Annotated in this window: 13 protein-coding genes; 7 read left to right on the plus strand and 6 right to left on the minus strand. The window is 44.1% G+C overall.

All coding sequences use genetic code 11. The features are described from left to right. Nucleotide 1: 1 nt before the first annotated feature. Nucleotides 2-979 (minus strand): ABC transporter substrate-binding protein, encoded by a 978-nt coding sequence (locus THMIRH_RS11865; protein ID WP_173292299.1) that lies wholly within the window; start codon nucleotides 977-979, stop codon nucleotides 2-4. A 134-nt stretch (nucleotides 980-1,113) separates the two neighbouring features. Here THMIRH_RS11865 and THMIRH_RS11870 point away from each other — a divergent pair, with 134 nt between their 5' ends. The 6 genes from THMIRH_RS11870 to THMIRH_RS11895 all read left to right on the plus strand — a co-directional run bounded on the left by THMIRH_RS11870 (nucleotide 1,114) and on the right by THMIRH_RS11895 (nucleotide 6,150). Then, on the plus strand, nucleotides 1,114-1,320 hold the full coding sequence (locus THMIRH_RS11870; RefSeq protein ID WP_173292300.1) for a hypothetical protein: 207 nt from the start codon (nucleotides 1,114-1,116) through the stop codon (nucleotides 1,318-1,320). Between the two features lie 77 nt (nucleotides 1,321-1,397). Then, nucleotides 1,398-4,232 (plus strand): EAL domain-containing protein, encoded by a 2,835-nt coding sequence (locus THMIRH_RS11875; protein ID WP_173292301.1) that lies wholly within the window; start codon nucleotides 1,398-1,400, stop codon nucleotides 4,230-4,232. A 9-nt stretch (nucleotides 4,233-4,241) separates the two neighbouring features. Then, nucleotides 4,242-4,718 carry a hypothetical protein gene (locus THMIRH_RS11880; RefSeq protein WP_173292302.1) on the plus strand — a complete coding sequence of 159 codons (477 nt, stop codon included), beginning with the start codon at nucleotides 4,242-4,244 and terminating at the stop codon, nucleotides 4,716-4,718. A 109-nt stretch (nucleotides 4,719-4,827) separates the two neighbouring features. After that, the gene (vapB, locus tag THMIRH_RS11885) at nucleotides 4,828-5,070 is read left to right on the plus strand and encodes a type II toxin-antitoxin system VapB family antitoxin (protein WP_194240842.1); all 243 of its coding nucleotides are present in this window, start codon (nucleotides 4,828-4,830) and stop codon (nucleotides 5,068-5,070) included. Continuing rightward, nucleotides 5,063-5,464, plus strand: coding sequence for a type II toxin-antitoxin system tRNA(fMet)-specific endonuclease VapC (gene vapC, locus THMIRH_RS11890; RefSeq protein ID WP_173292303.1), 402 nt, complete (start codon nucleotides 5,063-5,065; stop codon nucleotides 5,462-5,464). The genes vapB and vapC overlap by 8 nt, the downstream gene beginning before the upstream one ends. 164 nt (nucleotides 5,465-5,628) lie before the next feature. Then, complete coding sequence (locus THMIRH_RS11895) at nucleotides 5,629-6,150, plus strand: transposase (RefSeq protein WP_173292304.1); 522 nt, start codon at nucleotides 5,629-5,631, stop codon at nucleotides 6,148-6,150. 273 nt (nucleotides 6,151-6,423) lie between these two features. Here THMIRH_RS11895 and THMIRH_RS11900 read toward each other — a convergent pair whose 3' ends face one another. Then, entirely contained in the window at nucleotides 6,424-7,026 is a 603-nt protein-coding gene (locus tag THMIRH_RS11900; RefSeq protein ID WP_173292305.1) for an LPP20 family lipoprotein, read from the minus strand. Nucleotides 7,027-7,438: 412 nt separating this feature from the next. On the opposite strand from THMIRH_RS11900, the gene THMIRH_RS11905 reads away from it, so the two are divergent. Next, nucleotides 7,439-10,144 (plus strand): response regulator, encoded by a 2,706-nt coding sequence (locus THMIRH_RS11905; RefSeq protein ID WP_173292306.1) that lies wholly within the window; start codon nucleotides 7,439-7,441, stop codon nucleotides 10,142-10,144. A 764-nt stretch (nucleotides 10,145-10,908) separates the two neighbouring features. Here the strand turns inward: THMIRH_RS11905 and THMIRH_RS11910 are convergent. From THMIRH_RS11910 to THMIRH_RS11925, 4 genes are all read right to left on the minus strand, one after another. After that, nucleotides 10,909-12,786 (minus strand): methyl-accepting chemotaxis protein, encoded by a 1,878-nt coding sequence (locus THMIRH_RS11910; protein WP_173292307.1) that lies wholly within the window; start codon nucleotides 12,784-12,786, stop codon nucleotides 10,909-10,911. A gap of 109 nt (nucleotides 12,787-12,895) precedes the next feature. Further along, nucleotides 12,896-13,774, minus strand: coding sequence for an HDOD domain-containing protein (locus THMIRH_RS11915; RefSeq protein ID WP_173292308.1), 879 nt, complete (start codon nucleotides 13,772-13,774; stop codon nucleotides 12,896-12,898). Nucleotides 13,775-13,817: 43 nt separating this feature from the next. After that, nucleotides 13,818-14,384 carry a chemotaxis protein CheW gene (locus THMIRH_RS11920; RefSeq protein ID WP_173292309.1) on the minus strand — a complete coding sequence of 189 codons (567 nt, stop codon included), beginning with the start codon at nucleotides 14,382-14,384 and terminating at the stop codon, nucleotides 13,818-13,820. Then, nucleotides 14,384-16,693 carry a HAMP domain-containing methyl-accepting chemotaxis protein gene (locus THMIRH_RS11925; RefSeq protein ID WP_173292310.1) on the minus strand — a complete coding sequence of 770 codons (2,310 nt, stop codon included), beginning with the start codon at nucleotides 16,691-16,693 and terminating at the stop codon, nucleotides 14,384-14,386. Before THMIRH_RS11925 ends, THMIRH_RS11920 begins: the two co-directional genes overlap by 1 nt. Between the last annotated feature and the right edge of the window lie 30 nt (nucleotides 16,694-16,723).

Consider the following 16,723-nt stretch of genomic DNA (forward strand, 5'->3'; position numbering starts at 1 on the left):
TTTAGGCTCCTGCCGGCACGGGCAAATAATCCGTTAAAATTAAGTTTTCTAGGTTATCCGCTTGGGGGATGAGTTTTTCTTCGGTCATTAAAATATTAATTTCAGCAATGCGTGTTCTAAACCCAGAGCGCTCCGCAAGCAACTCATAATTTCGCAAAATACTGGGCAAAATAATGCCTGCCAGCCCTTGTTTGGCTTGGTTGTAGGTAATTTCTTGGTGGCTGGCAATGCGATACAAATAGTTATCGGGGTTAATGCGCATGGCTTCGATGATTTTAAAATGGGTTTTGATCAGTTCACGCAGCGTGAGTTCAAATTGAGGCAAACGATCGGCTCTAACCGCTAGGGTATCGGTAATGGTATCTGGAAATTGCCGACTGTTAATCCACTCTTTAGCCCCCGCGGCTTTTAATTTAGACGCATGGGGTTCATATGTAATGGCGGCATCTAACTCGCCGCCCAGCCAAGAGTTTAGTTGATAACTCGGCGCCAAACGCACCCCAAATACATCCTTAGGCGTTAACCCCTGGCGTTCTAAAGCCAAATAAAACAACAAGGTGCCAACCGCAGACGGCTCATAAGCCACCGTATTACCCGCTTTAATCGGCCCACCCGTTTTGGTGAGCACCTGGTCTGCACCCGCCGAAATATCAAACAACATGACGATGACCAGAGGAATTCCCTGACTTCTGGCCAATAAAACTTCATCGACCGTAAAAGTACCGCCATCAATTTCACCGGTGCTTAAAAGTGCCAAGTTTTCAGCATTACCCTGCGTTTTCACCAGCTTGACTTTATTGGGGAGTTCGCCACTTTCTTCGGCTAAATACAGCGACTCATAACCCACCCAAGGATGAATCCCGATTCTTAAAGCGCCAGTTTTCTCACAACTGCTTAATAAAGGAACGCTGGATAAGGCAGATAATGCAAAAAGATTTTTAGTAAACTGGCGTCGAGTCAGCATTAAACAATCGCTCATTGAAATTAAGTCGTTATATCATAACGCAATTTTTTTAGAATTAGACCAATTTGCGCACCCTAAGGGTCAAAAATTAAGGCTTTTGGGAGCTAAACTTTTAAGATAAACCACCACTCAACAAGGAAAAACTAAACATGTTAAGTGTATTAATTGTGGGGATGTTGCTGTTATTTGCAGGACTGGGCGCCTTATGGTTCGGCTTTTTTTATTTGCGTAAACGCCCAGGTTTTGAGCACTGGAATTCTCGTGAAGCCAATCGGTTAATGCTTAAAACCACCCTTATTGCGTATTTTTTAGGCGTAGTGACCATTATTTTTATGATGAATCAAGCGGTTGCTTAGCGTAGAATAAAATTTCTGAGCTTTGACTTTTGCACAGTTGCTGAGTTATATCAATTTTTTACCGATGGAAGCCAAATTTGACGAATCCAGCCCTAAGCCAATTTTTGAACCATCTTGCCCCCTTGCCCAGCGCAATGGTATTGGTTGATTTCAATACGGGTAATTTAGTCTTTTTGAATCAAGCGGCTGAACGCTTATTTGGTTACACCACTGAGCAAGTGGTCGGAAAATCTCAACAAATCCTCCATCCGCCCATCATGAACCAGGCAGATAAAGATACCTTTATCAAACATCGCCAACAACTCGAAAAACAAGGTCAAGTTGAAGGCATGGAAAACATTGCTTTACATGCCGATGGCAGCCACACCCATGTTGAAATCAATGTCAATATTTTAGAAATTGCCCATCAAAAACTCATGGTGGGGGTTTTTACCCCAATAGAAAAGCGCGTGCAAGCCATGCGTGAACTGCGTCAACACAAAGACGAGCTGCAGGCTATTTTTAACAATTCGCAAGTTGGCATTTTTAATGTTGACCAAAATCGCATCATTACCCGAGTCAATCAACGCTTTTTAACCATTTTTGGTTACGACTTAGAAGCTGAAGTCCTGGGGCGATCGGTTGAAGTCATTCATGAAAGTCACAAAAGCTATTTAAAGTTTGGACTGGCGTATTTTTCGCAATTACCGCAAAAAAATGCGCTCCACATTGAATACCCCATGCGCAAAAAGTCTGGCAAACTGATTTGGTGTCGTATCAGCGGTAAAGCCATTCATGCAGACGCTAACAGCATCGCCGAAGGTGCTACTTGGGTCATTGACGACATCAGCGACCGCAAAGCCACCGAACACGCTTTGGAATTGGAGCGCAACCTATTTACCGGTGGCCCCACCACCATTTTACAATGGCAACCGGTGGAAGGCTGGCCGGTAGTCTATGCCTCTAAAAATGTCACTCAAAACCTGGGCTATACCCAAGAAGATTTGCGCGCGCCCGATTTTAGGTTTTCTGAGCTGATTCATGATTTAGATGCTGAACGCGTCGGCAAAGAAGTCAGTCAGTATTTGGCCGAACAGCGAGATCATTTTGAACAGTATTACCGCATCAAAACCAAGAGCGGGAGTTATCGCAGTTTTTACGACTATACCCAGGTGGAATACAATGAGCTCGGTGAGCCCATCAATATTTATGGCTATCTGATTGATATGACCGCCTACCTCAATGCCCAAGAAATGAACCAACTGTTGTTGGCACATTCTACCGAAGGCATTATGGGCATAGACAGCAGAGGGCACACCAGTTTTGTTAACCCCGCCGCTTTGAAAATGTTGGGTTACGAACAAGACGAACTTATTGACAAAGCCAATCATGAGTTAATTCACCACTCAGACGGAGATGGCAACCACATTCACGCACAAGACTGCCGTATGTCTTTACCCCTTAAGACAGGCGAAAACTATCATGTCACAGACGAAGTGTTATGGCGAAAAGATGGCTCATCCTTTGCCATAGAGTATTGGAGCACGCCCATGCTCAAAAACAGTGAAATCATTGGCTCGGTGGTGACTTTTCACGATATTTCAAAGCGCTTAGAACAAGAAAACAAAATCAAACACCTTGCCTATCATGACCCTTTAACAGGCCTGCCCAATCGCCGCCAACTGATGCGCAATCTGCACGCAGAAATACAAGACGAAAACAACTTGGCGCAACGCGCTTCATTAATGTTACTCGACATAGACCACTTTAAAGAAGTCAATGATAGCCTAGGCCACCCCATTGGCGATGAATTGCTAAAAGGCATCGTTGGGCGCATTCAAAATATTATTCGCCCAGCCGACACCTTTGCACGCATTGGCGGGGATGAGTTCGCCATTTTAATCCCCCATGACCTGGGTGGCATCAATGCGCTTAAGATTGCCGAGCGCATTATTGAAACCTTTAAAACCCCTTTCAAAATTAAAAATCATCACATTAAATCCAACACCAGCATAGGCATTACCCTGTGCAATAGTGGGTTAAAAATTGACAACATTATTTCGCAAGCCGACATAGCGCTCTACGAAGCCAAAAACCAAGGGCGTGGCAACTTTGTGTTTTATGAATTGTCGATGATTGACAAGGTTAATGACGATCTCAAGCTGTTTAATGGCTTAACGCAGGCTTTAAATAAACAAGAATTTAGCCTGCATTACCAACTGAAATTTGATGCCAAAAATCAGCAGATAGATGGCGCAGAAATGTTGCTACGCTGGCATCCAAAAGATGAAAGCCTGATCAAATTCAGTCGTCCAGATATTTTTATACCCATGAGTGAAAAACGCAACTACCTGCAAACCATTGGACTTTGGCAATTAGAACAATTGGCCAAAGACATACCGCTACTCAAAGCGGCGGGGTTAAAAGGGCGTATTTCCATCAATCTCTCGGGTTGCCAGCTGTCAAATGTGCACAAATTTGAACGCTTTATTGAGGTGGTTTTACAACTCAACATGGCCTTAACCGACCTAGAATTCGAAATCACCGAAACCGCCTATGCCAATCTGAGCGACACCATTAAAGACGCTTTAAGCAAACTGCAAAACCAAGGGCTCAGCATTGCGATTGACGACTTTGGCACAGGTTATTCGTCACTGGTGGCGCTCAGAGAACTGCACAGCAATATCCTCAAAATTGACAAACAATTTGTCGATGACCTAGACACCAGTGAAGATGATGAAGCGATTGTCAGTGCCATTATCTATATGGCACACGCCCTTGGCAAAGCCGTGGTGGCAGAAGGTGTCGAAACCGAACAACAAATGCTAAAACTGCAAACTCTAGGCTGCGACATCTATCAAGGCTATTACTTTGCACGCCCACAAAGCTGTCAAGATACCTGTCGCCACCTTCAATCCCTAACCCAAAAATAAGGCGCTCTCATGCCAACAAATCCCACAGAATATGAAACGGCAATGCTGAATGCGTTTGTGCAAAAACTAGACAAGCTCAGTTATTATCAAAACGCCTATCAAACCATGAACTTAACCGGTTCTGGACAGCCGCAACTCAAATGGTTTTGGAGTTGGTGGGGCTTTGGTGGCGGCTTTGCTTTTTTACTGTATCGCAAAGCCTATTTAGAAGCATTGGTTGCGTTTATTCTGGGGATTTTGGTCAATGTCATCCCGTTTGGCGGGCTGATATTGATGATCGTCATGGGCGGTACTTCACCATATTTTGTGGTAAAACGCTATGCCACTTTAAAAGCAGAAATTGAACGCAGTCATGCCGACCCAGACGCCAGAATACAAGCCATGCAAGCCGTGGGAGGCTTTCATACTTGGGTCATTTGGGTCACCGCCATTTTCTATGGTTTAGTGTTGTTAGGCATCTTGTCGATGTTATCGATGATTTCTTAAAACTGCCAACAAGCCCTTAAACCCCATCAACAACCTTGAGATTGAAAGCCTCTTGGTATATATTATTGGTATATACTTTTATCGTTAGCCATTGAGGAAGGTGATTATCATGATTAATGCAACCGTTTTTGAAAATAATAAAACCCAAGCCGTTCGCTTACCTGTTGCCGTGCGCTTTCCCAGCTCCGTTAAAAAAGTGGTTGTGCGCGCAGTTGGTAAAGAACGCGTGATTTGCCCACTTGAAAACACTTGGGATAGTTTCTTTTTAAATCCAGAAACCGCTGTTTCAGATGATTTTTTGAATGAGCGTGCCCAACAAACCGAAAGCCCAAGAGAAGCTTTTGATGATTAAATATTTATTGGACACCAACATATGTATTTATGTCATCAAACGCCGACCCATAGAAGTTTTACAAAAATTTAATGAGGCGGCAGGTCATATCGCCATTTCCTCTATTACACTTGCTGAACTCTTGCATGGCGTTGAAAAAAGCCAACATCTTGCCAAAAACCTCAAAGCAGTTGAAGATTTTTGCAGTCGATTAGATGTGCTCAACTATGACGACAAAGCTGCTTCGCATTATGGTGAGATTCGGGCAGATTTAGAGAAAAAAGGCAAACCGATTGGTGTTAATGATTTGCATATAGCTGGTCATGCCAGAAGTATGGGTGCAATTCTTGTGAGTAATAACCTAAAAGAGTTTGAGCGAGTTGAAGGCTTACGGCTTCAAAACTGGATTGACTAAAACTATTCACCCTACTGTTGTGCAAGATTAGGGGCGAAGGCTTTAGCCTTCTTTTTCCAAACGCACAACCCGAGCAGGCTAAAGCCTGCGCACCATAGTTTGGCAAGTTCGGGGCGAAGGCTTTAGCCTTCTTTGTTTTGTTCAGTTTATCAAGAGCCAGCAATATGCGAAAAAGTTTAGTGCACTTCAGTGAATTGGAATCTTTTCAGTTTGTTACTTTCCGTACCCAAGCCAGCATCGAAGATTATCAAGAGCGTTTGCATTTAAGCCCAAATTTGAGCAGCTCTCAAAAACAAACGCTCATTGATGATTATTGTGATCAATCTCTTTTAGGTCGTTATTTGAATGGTGATGTACTAGAACAATTAATGCAGTCCGTAAAGTCGCTAGAACCTGATTATTATCATTTAATTGCCGTCAGTATTATGCCAAATCATGTTCATATACTTTTTCAGCAAAAACAAACGACTACCCAAATAATGCATAAATTAAAAGGTAGTAGCACTTTAATGATTAATAAAATGCTAAAACAGCAGGGACATTTTTGGGAAAAGAGTTATTTTGATAAAGCCATTCGCAACCAAAAACACTTTGATATTACTTACGAATACATTAAAAACAATGCCATCAAAGCGGGGCTAACCGATGCACACCAAAGATTTTGGGGTATTTATGAAGCAGGCTAAAGCCTGCGCCCCACAGTTTGGCAAGTTTCGGGGCGAAGGCTTTAGCCTTCTTTTACCAAACGCTTAACCCCAGCAGGCTAAAGCCTGCGCCCCACAGTTTGGCAAATTTCGGGGCGAAGGCTTTAGCCTTCTTTTACCAAACGCACAACCTCAGCAGGCTAAAGCCTGCGCCCCACAGTTTGGCAAGTTTCGGGGCGAAGGCTTTAGCCTTCTTTTACCAAACGCATAACCCCAGCAGGCTAAAGCCTGCGCCCCACAGCTTTGCATTAACCTTTATTGTGCTGCTTGCTGAGCAATGCCCGCGGCCATTTCGTCAAAGCTTTTTTGGGCTTGAAACTGCTGCCATAAGGCTTGGTCATTTTTCATCGAGGTTTTCACGGCATTTTCGGCAATTTTAGCGGTTGAAGCCGCATCAAATCCTACCAAAGCATACAATTTTCCATCTGGGCCAGTACGGGTTTTATAAATTTTAGACCCCGTCAGGGTTTGATTGGCAATGGTTTTAATCGTTGAGCTGGCGGCGGCATCGACGGTTTCAGTGTCTGCAACACCAGTGGTACCCAAGTATTGTTTGACCATTTTTTGCACTTGCACCTGCATTTGTTCCGCCAAACGCCCACGCGCATCTGTGGCGGCCATATCTTTCATATAGCTTAACCCTGCCTTAGAAGGTTCGGCAATGCCCACGGCACTGACTTCAATACCTGGCACAGGTTCGTCACAAATCCATCCCGGCGCGGCTTCTTTAGAATTTGGGAACACGCAATCAAAGACTGGTGTTGCCGCTGCTGCCTCGTCTTCTTGCTTGGGGGTTTCACTACAGCCCCATAAAAATACGGTGGCAGACAAGGCAGAAATTAAAGCTAATTTTTTCATGAGAGAATTTCCTTTTTGGACAAAATTTGAATTAGGGCAAGGGACATTTTTTGATGCTGAATAACAATTATTTTAAACTCAAACACCACTACAAAATATGGCAATAACCTTAACTGATGCCAAATAATCTCATCCAATACATTTAACCCTTTTTAACCCTGCCCAAACGGCAATTTTTGGGTCTTTTTAACCAGGCCTGGTCAAATTTGGGGGCGTTTTGTGCTTTTTCAGTACAATCTGAATCATAAGATTTTTTAAATATAATTAAATCATTATTTATACAATAGGAATTGATGGTTTTGCTGTTCTACATAACTTATACTAAAGGTCTTTGTTTTTAATCACGCCACTGAATTAAATACTTAATAAATACGATATAAAAATACAATATAAATCCCACAGAGATTGCGCCATGCATAGATTGAAATACAAACCTGAGTTTAAAAGCCAAATATCATTGATTTATATTGTGACCTCTATCATGTTAGGCGTGATTTTTGTTTTGGCTTTTTTAGCATTTGAACGCTTTCAAACTGTGCAAAAAACTTGGGAAACGCAATCTGAAAGAACGGCCCAAATCAACAACGCTTTGGCTGAGATTAATCGCACAACCGGCTATGGTGGCTTTATTCATAACTTTAAAAATCTGGTCTTAAGACGCGACAATGCGCGCTATGACTCAGCCATTCAAAACAATATCAAAGACCTCACCGGCGCTATTCAACGCTTAGACAACCTCATGCATCGCGAAGAAGACAAGCAAGCGGTTAAGCAACTGAATGATACTTTTGATGAATATATTCAAAAATACTACCAAGTTTCTCCCATGATTATGGCCGGCAAAAACTCTGATGAAATAGATGCCATCGTTAAGGTGGATGATGCGCCAGCCTTGCAAGCTAGAGAGTTGCTGGTTAAACACATTGCCGAGCGCACCGCCGAATATGCCGCCCATGCCAAAGCCACTTATGCTCAAGCCATTCAATATTTATGGATTAATGCCGTCATTGTTTTACTCAGTTTACTCTTAGGCGCAGCTTTTTTGGTGCGTACGGTGAAGCAAGTTTTTGCCAAAGAGCTTGAAGTGGAAGATGAAAAAGAAAAACTCGCTTTAGCTTACCAAAGAGATAAAAAGGTTCAAGAAGAACTCAAGCTGATTTCTCAACGCTTATTGCTCGCTACCAAAACTTCAAAAATGGGGGTTTGGGACTTTAACCTGACCACGGGTGATTTAAGCTGGGATGAAAATATGTATCTCATTTATGGCGTGGATAAAAATATTAAAGACAACCTGATAGGCGTTTGGCAAAGTGCCGTTTTACCAGAAGACCTAGAGGTTTCACAAACCCTAATGCAATATTCTATTGCCACGGGCGAGGACTACGACCAAGTCTTTCGTGTGCGTAAACCCGATGGCGAAATCCGCCATATTCAAGCACTGGCAAAACCCGTTTTTGGTACTTTTGGCGAAGCAGAAAAAATGGTGGGGATTAACCAAGACATTACCGAATCTATTCGCAACTTTAATGAATTACGCACGGCTAAGGAACACGCTGAAGAAGCCAATAAAGCCAAAGATCAATTTTTGGCCAACTTTAGCCACGAAATTCGCACCCCGTTAAATGCCATTATAGGGCTGAGCGAAATGGGCGCTTATGAAGCCAAATTAAGCGTCACCCAACAATATCATGAAAAGATTTTTAAATCGGGGCAACACCTACTCCATATCATTAACGATATTTTGGACTTCTCCAAAATAGAAGCCGGCAAAATGAAATTTGAATCGCGCCCAATGAATATGCATCAGGTTTTTGACAGTTTAAAACAGTTTTTTGACAACATGGCATCGTCTAAAGGCATCGCATTTAAAATTATCATTGCCAATAAAATTTCGCCCGCGTACTTTGGTGACCAACTGCGCTTAACCCAAGTGCTGACCAACCTGATTGGCAATGCCATTAAGTTTACCGACCAAGGCTCAGTCACCTTAACGGTCAGTTGCCAAAAACCTAACGAACACTTTTCGATGGTGAGATTCTGCGTTAAAGATACTGGCGTGGGCATCGACTCTCATAGTCAAAAAGTCTTGTTCCAACCGTTTGAGCAGGTCGACAATTCGCATACCCGCAAAGTGGGTGGCACAGGGCTGGGCTTGGCGATTAGCCAACGCTTGGTGCAAGGTATGGGCGGCAAAGAAATTTTACTCAACAGTACCCCTAATGAAGGTTCGGTGTTTTACTTTGAATTGCCTCTGGCAGAAAGCTCGGTGATCCCCACTTTCAAACCACGCCCTAAAGACAGCTTAACCAGCATTAAAGGGCAAATTTTGGTGGCCGAAGACAATGACATCAACCAAGAAGTCGTTAAAGCCAAACTCAAACAATATGGCCTAAAAGTCACCCTTGCAAATGATGGCTTAGAGGCGGTCGAAAAAGCCAGAACGGGCACCTATGACCTGATTTTAATGGACATTCAAATGCCGAATATGGATGGTTATGAAGCCACCCAAGCCATTCGAGAGTTTAATAAAAAAATTCCCATCATTGCACTCACGGCGGCGGCGCGTAACGAAGACCGTGAACTGGCGATTCATGCGGGCATGAACGGCCATCTTTCAAAACCCATTGAGTCTGATAAGTTAGAAGAAGTGCTGGTGAATTGGTTAGAATTAAAGGTTGAACACCCGCCCGAAACCAAAGATGTGCCAGCGGATGCGTTAGACGCTGCGATAGAAAACACCGAAGCAACAAACCCCACCAATGAACCAATGTTTATTGACCGTGATTTGGGCATTAAAATGCTCGATGGCAATGAATCCATGTATGACCTATTGTTAGGGCGTTTATTAGAACAACTCACCGCAGAATGTGATCCGCTCATGGCGGCTTTAAAAGCCTTAAATGGCAATAGCAGTGAAGAAGACTGGAAAATTGCCCAACTCCAAGTCCACACCCTAAAAGGCGTGACCTGCACCCTAGCAGCAACGCCCTTGTGCAACTTATCTACCGAAATAGATGCGCTGTTAAAAACCAAATCACGCCCAACGCCAGGACTGCTTGAACAATATCACAACACCTTCAAAGCCACCATCCAAGCCTTAGAAGCTTTAACTCAATAAGTTAGAGATAGCAAAAAAACAAACATGGGGCGCAGGCTTTAGCCTGCTGAGGTTGTGCGAGATTCAAAAGGAAGGCTGAAGCCTTCGCCCCACATATCTTGCAAAACCAAGGCGCTGGTTTTTACCGGCTAAAGAATAGGGGCGCAGGCTTTAGCCTGCTAAGGTTGTGAAAAATTCAAAAGGAAGGCTGAAGCCTTCGCCCCACATATCTCACAAAACCGAGACGCAGATATTAAAGGCAAAAGATTCGGGGCGCAGGCTTTAGCCTGCTAAGGTTGTGCAAAACTCACCAGGAAGGCTGAAGCCTTCGCCCCACATATCTTGCAAAACTTAGTCACAGGTTTTAGGGGCAAAAGATTCGGGGCGCAGGCTTTAGCCTGCCAAGGCTTTGCAAAACTCACCAGGAAGGCTGAAGCCTTCGCCCCATTTATCTTTTTTAGCCTGCTGAGGTTGTGAAAAATTCAATAGGAAGGCTGAAGCCTTCGCCCCACATATCTTGCAAAACTTAGTCACAGGTTTTAGGGGCAAAAGATTTGGGGCGCAGGCTTTTTAGCCTGCTGAGGTTGTGCGAGATTCACTAAGAAGGCTGAAGCCTTCGCCCCACATATCTTGCAAAACTGAGTCGCAGGTTTTAGGGGCAAAAGATTTGGGGCGCAGGCTTTAGCCTGCTAAGGTTGTGCAAGATTCACCAAGAAGGCTGAAGCCTTCGCCCCATCTCTTGTAAAATCGGGGCGCAGGTTTTGGTTTGGTTGAACTATGGCTTTTTAGAAGTCATCCCATTCATCGTCTTTTTTGACGATTTTGGGGGGATTTTTAACCAGGCCTGGTTGTTTTTGAGGCGTTTTTGACGCTAAAACGGGTTTGGGCAATGCCGCTTTTGTACTGACATTTGCACTCACTTTAGGGCGACTGATGGTCGGCATCGCTTGGCCTGTTTTAAAGAACGCCATGTCTTCTTGCAAGATTTGCGCTTGCTCACTCATGCTTTCTGCTGCGGCACTGGTTTCTTCAACTAAAGCGGCGTTTTGTTGCGATACCTGTTCAATTTGAGCAATCGACCCATTCACTTGCTGAATCCCTTGCGCTTGTTCAAGCGAGGCGGTTGCGATTTCGGTGACCTTGCTGGTGACCGAGCCAATCGCTTCAGTAATCGTTTGCAAGACTTCGCCCGACTGACTGGCTAATCTTGAACCTTGATTAACGCGTTCAACCGTTTCATCAATTAATTTTTTAATGTCTTTGGCGGCTTCAGCAGACTTTTGTGCCAAACTGCGTACTTCGCCGGCAACCACTGCAAATCCACGCCCATGATCACCGGCTCGCGCGGCTTCGACTGCCGCATTCAGCGCCAATAGGTTGGTTTGAAAAGCAATGCCATCAATCAGGGTAACAATATCGGCAATCTTACGGCTAGACTCTTGAATTTGATTCATGGCATCCAGGGTTTGTCCCATAACCTGCGCCCCTTGACGCGACTTGCCTTGCACATCTTGCGCCACTTGTGAGGCACTTTGCGCATTGGCCGTATTTGCCTGAATGACTTCATTCATTTGGCGCATGCTGGTGCTGGTATTTTCCAGCGCAGCGGCTTGGGCTTGCATACTGCCGCTGAGTTGATGGGCACTGAGTTTAACCTCTGCAGAGGAGCTGCTCACACTGACAGAGGCTTGCACCGCAATACCAATAACCGATTTTAATTTGGATGACATGGCTTGAATAGCATTGACCAACTGCACAATGTTTTTGTCGTACATAGAGGGGTTTTTGGCATCGGTATGCACTTGCATACTGGCGGTCAAATCGCCTTCTTGAATCGCCAAAATCACCTTAGAGGCATCTTTTATCACCCGCTCAAGCAATTGCGAGTTGGCATTAGAACCTATGTCTGTGGCGTATTTGATAATTTTGCACACCTTGCCATCGCAGTCTTTAATGGGATTATAAGAAGCCTCTAACCAGACTTCGCGGCCATTTTTTCCAAAACGCTGGTAAGTTCCGCTAAAGGCTTGACCAGAACGCAGTTGAGCCCAAAAATTTTGATAGTCGCTCGATTGGGCAAACTCGGGTTTGGCAAAGATACGGTGATGCTGACCCTGCAATTCAGCTAGGGAATATCCCATGGTTTTGCAGAAATTGTCATTGGCGGTCAAAATATTGCCTTGGCTATCAAACTCAATCACCGCCATCACTTTATGAATGGCCGCAATTTGTGCTTTGGCTTCGATTTCTGCTTTCACTTGCTCGGTGATATTGGTGGCAAATTTCACCACCTTATAGGGTTTGCCGCTGGCATCAAACACTGGGTTGTAGCTGGCTTCTAACCAAATCACATCACCATTTTTTTGTTTGCGTCTAAAGCGTTGCGATAAGGCTTGGCCACGACTAAGGGTTTGCCAAAACTGCGCATACTCAGGCTGATTGGCGTCCTTATCTAACATGAAAATGCGGTGGTGCTTGCCTTGAATCTCTGACAGGCTGTAGCCGACAGTGTTCAAAAAATTGGGATTGGCGTTAAGAATGTGGCCAGACAAGTCAAATTCTATAATGGCGCTGGTTTTGTTAAGCGCTTCTAGCATGGCTTTGCTTTCAGCTAAGGCTTGAGATTGCTGGTTAAGTTGGTTTTTATAACTCGTGCAGAACATCGACTGCCCCCATGATTTACATTTAATAGTTGCAGCTATTGAAACATTTTTTGGGGATAAAATCTATACAACTCAAAAGCCTAATCTATAGGAAAGGCATTAAAGCTATTTAATGGCTTGCTTTATGAACATGGTCGTCATAGCCCCATTTTTTGAGTGCCGCACTGGCCGCTTCGATGGCATTAGGTTGCAAGGCTAAAAATTCTACCGCATGATCAAAGACTTGTTTTTGTTCATGGGTTTCATAATGGTCTGAAAACTGGCGATAAACCAGCACATTAGACACCTGAATCAAAGCCACCATTTTGGCAACTTTGGCATCATAATTTTGTACCGCCTCTAGCGAATCGTAATGATGTAGTAACAAACTTTTACACAACAAATCACCTAAGTGCCAACGCCGCGCCACTAAGCTGCCCACAAAACTATGGGCGGTGTGGTAATGATCTAGCTCGGCTTGATAAGCGGTGACAGGGTTACTCAGTTGTAGATTCAAAAATTGTTCGGCATAGTTTTCAGGGTCGTGACGCATCATATAAATGGCGCCGACATCTTGTAAAAAAGCAATAAAATAGGCTTCGGTGCGACCTATCTCAGGCACCCAGTAAGACAGTTCTGCAGCGGCTATGCCCGAACGGGTTGAGTTTTTGATGAGTTTAAAATCGACATCGCTCACTGGCAAATTCTTTTGCAGATAGCAACTGATAAACAAACGCTGAATTTCTTGCAAACCTAATAAATTAACCGCCGCTAAGGCTTCTAAAATGAGGTCGTCTTCGGTCTTTTGCAAAATTTTATTGGCAAGGCTGAGAAACTCGCCCAAAATTTCGGGGTTTTTAGACAACAAATTCGCAATCTGATTCATGTTGGGTTTTTCCGCCAACATGAGTTCATCCAACTGATAAATTTCGGGCGGCATACTTTGAATTTTAAGATTCTGAATCAACTTTTTAGCCTCATCCATGCCTTCTTTCATTGCAATATTCATCCTGACCTCCGAACTTATCTAACTGCTCTGCTTTATGCGCTCTTTAATGTCTGAGTTGATTAAAAATTCCTTGATGAATTAACGCATCCACATTTAAGACAATAATCATTTTATCGTCTGCGGATTGCGCTTCTGCGACATTGGCCAAGCCTTTAATAAACTGCTCACCCACCTGCCCTGCTTCACTAAAGGCGGGGGCTGGTTGTAATTGTTGCATATCAACACTTTCGACATCGCTCACACCGTCTACTACCATGCCGATGGTTTTTTCTATCTGCTTGCCTTCTATTTTATCCGTAGCTCGCATTTTGGTGATAATGACGACAGTTGAATCATCATAAGTTGGTTGACCTATCTCAAAGCGCTGACGCAAATCCACTATTGGAATCACCGCGCCACGCATATTAATCACGCCTTTGACATAATGCGGCATCTGCGGCAATTGGGTTGGGGGTTCCCACCCCCTAATTTCTTGCACACGCAAAATGTCTAAACCATAGGTTTCACGCCCTAACACAAAGGTGAGCACCTGCTCTGCTGCCTGGGTTGAGGCTACAAAGCTGGCTTCATTGCCAGCACTTGTGCTGGCTGAGCTGACTGAGGCTTCCATTAAAACTCTCCCCACTCGTCACTATTGCCTTGCGATTTTGCACTCAAAGCTTTGGGTGCTGGTGCGGCTAATTTTGGCGTATTTTTAACCAGGCCTGGTTGTTTTTGCACTGGTTTTACAGCCGCTTTAGGCGCTGCCAAAGCGGGTGTTTTTACCGCGGCCTTGGACTGTGAGTTATACGAGGCATTACTGTGTGCACCGATACGGAAGAATGACATTTCTTTTTGTAATAGACGCGCTTGCTCGCTCAAACTTTCTGAGGCCGCACTGGTTTCTTCAACCAAGGCCGCATTTTGCTGAGTGACTCCATCAATTTGCGTAATGGCTTGATGCACTTGGTGCACACCATCTGCTTGTTCAGCCGCTGCTTGGGCGATTTCGTCCATCATTTTGGTGACCGATTCAATTGAGGTGTTGATATCATTCAACATATCCCCAGATTCGGTTGCTAAACGAGAACCTTGTCCAACACGTTGTACGGTTTCATCAATCAGCACTTTAATGTCTTTAGCGGCTTCGGCAGACTTTTGTGCCAAATTACGCACTTCGCCCGCAACCACCGCAAATCCTCGCCCATGATCACCCGCTCTGGCGGCTTCTACGGCTGCGTTTAGGGCTAACAAGTTGGTTTGGAAAGCAATGCCGTCAATCAAAGAAACAATGTCAGAAATTTTGTGGCTCGATTCTTCAATCGCTGTCATAGCGGTAATGGTTTGGCGCATAACACCGACCCCATCATGGGCTTTTTTCTGAACTGTTTTAGCAACATTGGTCGCTTCTTTGGCATTGGCGCTGCTGCTTTGCACCTGGCTGTTCATTTCATTCATGGTGGCAGAAGTTTGCTCTAACGCCGCCGCTTGCTCTTGTACCGATTGGCTTAAATCTAAAGAGCCTTGCGATACTTCTTGTGCCGCGCCGCTGACCACTTGAGAGGCTTCAATGGCCACTTGAACCACTTCACGCACTTTGGCAGATGAATAGTTGATGGCATTTTTCAAATCGTGCAATTGACCTTTAAAAGTCCCAGATGGGAGTTCTTTGGTTAAATCACCTGCGGCCTGAGCTTCTACCACTTCACTGATGGCGCTAATGGCCATTGCCATATTTTTTAACGAGCCGTTAATATTATTTTTTAAACTTAACAATGCACCGCGCGCATCAACGGTAATTTCACCTTCAAAATCCCCTTGATTCATTTCTTGCATGGCGACATTGATTTCAATAACAACTTGGTTGATGCTGCTTAAGGCGTCTTCGACCTGCTTACTAAAGCCTTTAGGAACGCGTTTATCCATTTTGATATCGAACTTGCCATTGTGCAGTGCGTCCATCACTTTGCTGAGTTCGTCCATCATAAAAGACACACTTTCTGCTGAGGCATTAACCCCATCTTTAAGCTCTAGTAAATCCCCTTGATACTGTCCCACGATGCGTTTTTGGTAGTCGGCTTTGGCAATGGCTTCTACTACGCTTTGGGTTTCGTCAATGCCTTTGGCAAAGGTTTCTAGTAAACCATTCAAAGCTTCGGCGATGTCGCCTGTTTCGTCATCATCGCGTTTTGGCATACGCAAGCTGAGGTTTTGGGTTTTAACCAATTCGCCCATCTGCTTAACCAAACCTTCCACATTGTTTTTAATACGCCCCGACACCATTAAACCAATCACTAAACCTAACAATAACGCGCCCAATAAAACCGCCGTCATCATTAACTTTGATTGCTCATAAAGCTGAGTAGAGGCTACGCTAGCCGCGGCAGCGTTTTGTTCTTTCAACTCAGTTAAGGCAGTCATAGCGTTATCCACCGAATCTGCCAATTGACGACCTTCAATCAGAGCCATTTTAATGGTTTGACGCTCTTGTTCTTGCACGGCACCACTGGCTTTTTCAGATTGTGCTAATTCAATCACACGGTTTGTAAAGGCTTCAAACTGATTGCCTTTTTCATTGAGCTCTGCAAATTTTTGCTTAGCGGCCGCTGTATAAAACAACGGCTCTGCTTTTTTAATATGCTCATCAAATAAATCTTGGTATTTTTTCAAGGCATCCAAATATTGCGACTGGTCAATGCTGGCATCGGTTTGTGCTAATAAGAAGTTACGCACCGCTCTAGATTGATACAGCAGGTCTATATTGGCTTCTTTAATGTAGCTTAGTCCTAACAATTCTTTTTGATACATCTCATCCGCCATATCATTGACTTTAGAGGTGTTGTTTAACCCCATAAACCCAATAATGCCCATTAAAACGAGCAATAAGCCGATTAAACTTAATAATTTGGTGCGAATAGATAAATGATAAAACCAAGCCATAATATTTCTCCTATGGAAAGACTTGAAAGT

This window comes from Thiosulfativibrio zosterae (genome assembly GCF_011398155.1).
GTDB classification, from domain to species: Bacteria; Pseudomonadota; Gammaproteobacteria; order Thiomicrospirales; family Thiomicrospiraceae; genus Thiosulfativibrio; species Thiosulfativibrio zosterae.

What these genes read in the sequence shown, in the direction of transcription:
- THMIRH_RS11865 (WP_173292299.1), bottom strand. Translation starts at nt 979, where the DNA reads ATGAGCGATTGTTTAATGCTGACTCGACGCCAGTTTACTAAAAATCTT.
- THMIRH_RS11870 (WP_173292300.1), top strand. Translation starts at nt 1,114, where the DNA reads ATGTTAAGTGTATTAATTGTGGGGATGTTGCTGTTATTTGCAGGACTG.
- THMIRH_RS11880 (WP_173292302.1), top strand. Translation starts at nt 4,242, where the DNA reads ATGCCAACAAATCCCACAGAATATGAAACGGCAATGCTGAATGCGTTT.
- vapB (WP_194240842.1), top strand. Translation starts at nt 4,828, where the DNA reads ATGATTAATGCAACCGTTTTTGAAAATAATAAAACCCAAGCCGTTCGC.
- vapC (WP_173292303.1), top strand. Translation starts at nt 5,063, where the DNA reads ATGATTAAATATTTATTGGACACCAACATATGTATTTATGTCATCAAA.
- THMIRH_RS11895 (WP_173292304.1), top strand. Translation starts at nt 5,629, where the DNA reads ATGCGAAAAAGTTTAGTGCACTTCAGTGAATTGGAATCTTTTCAGTTT.
- THMIRH_RS11900 (WP_173292305.1), bottom strand. Translation starts at nt 7,026, where the DNA reads ATGAAAAAATTAGCTTTAATTTCTGCCTTGTCTGCCACCGTATTTTTA.
- THMIRH_RS11905 (WP_173292306.1), top strand. Translation starts at nt 7,439, where the DNA reads ATGCATAGATTGAAATACAAACCTGAGTTTAAAAGCCAAATATCATTG.
- THMIRH_RS11910 (WP_173292307.1), bottom strand. Translation starts at nt 12,786, where the DNA reads ATGTTCTGCACGAGTTATAAAAACCAACTTAACCAGCAATCTCAAGCC.
- THMIRH_RS11915 (WP_173292308.1), bottom strand. Translation starts at nt 13,774, where the DNA reads ATGAATATTGCAATGAAAGAAGGCATGGATGAGGCTAAAAAGTTGATT.
- THMIRH_RS11920 (WP_173292309.1), bottom strand. Translation starts at nt 14,384, where the DNA reads ATGGAAGCCTCAGTCAGCTCAGCCAGCACAAGTGCTGGCAATGAAGCC.
- THMIRH_RS11925 (WP_173292310.1), bottom strand. Translation starts at nt 16,693, where the DNA reads ATGGCTTGGTTTTATCATTTATCTATTCGCACCAAATTATTAAGTTTA.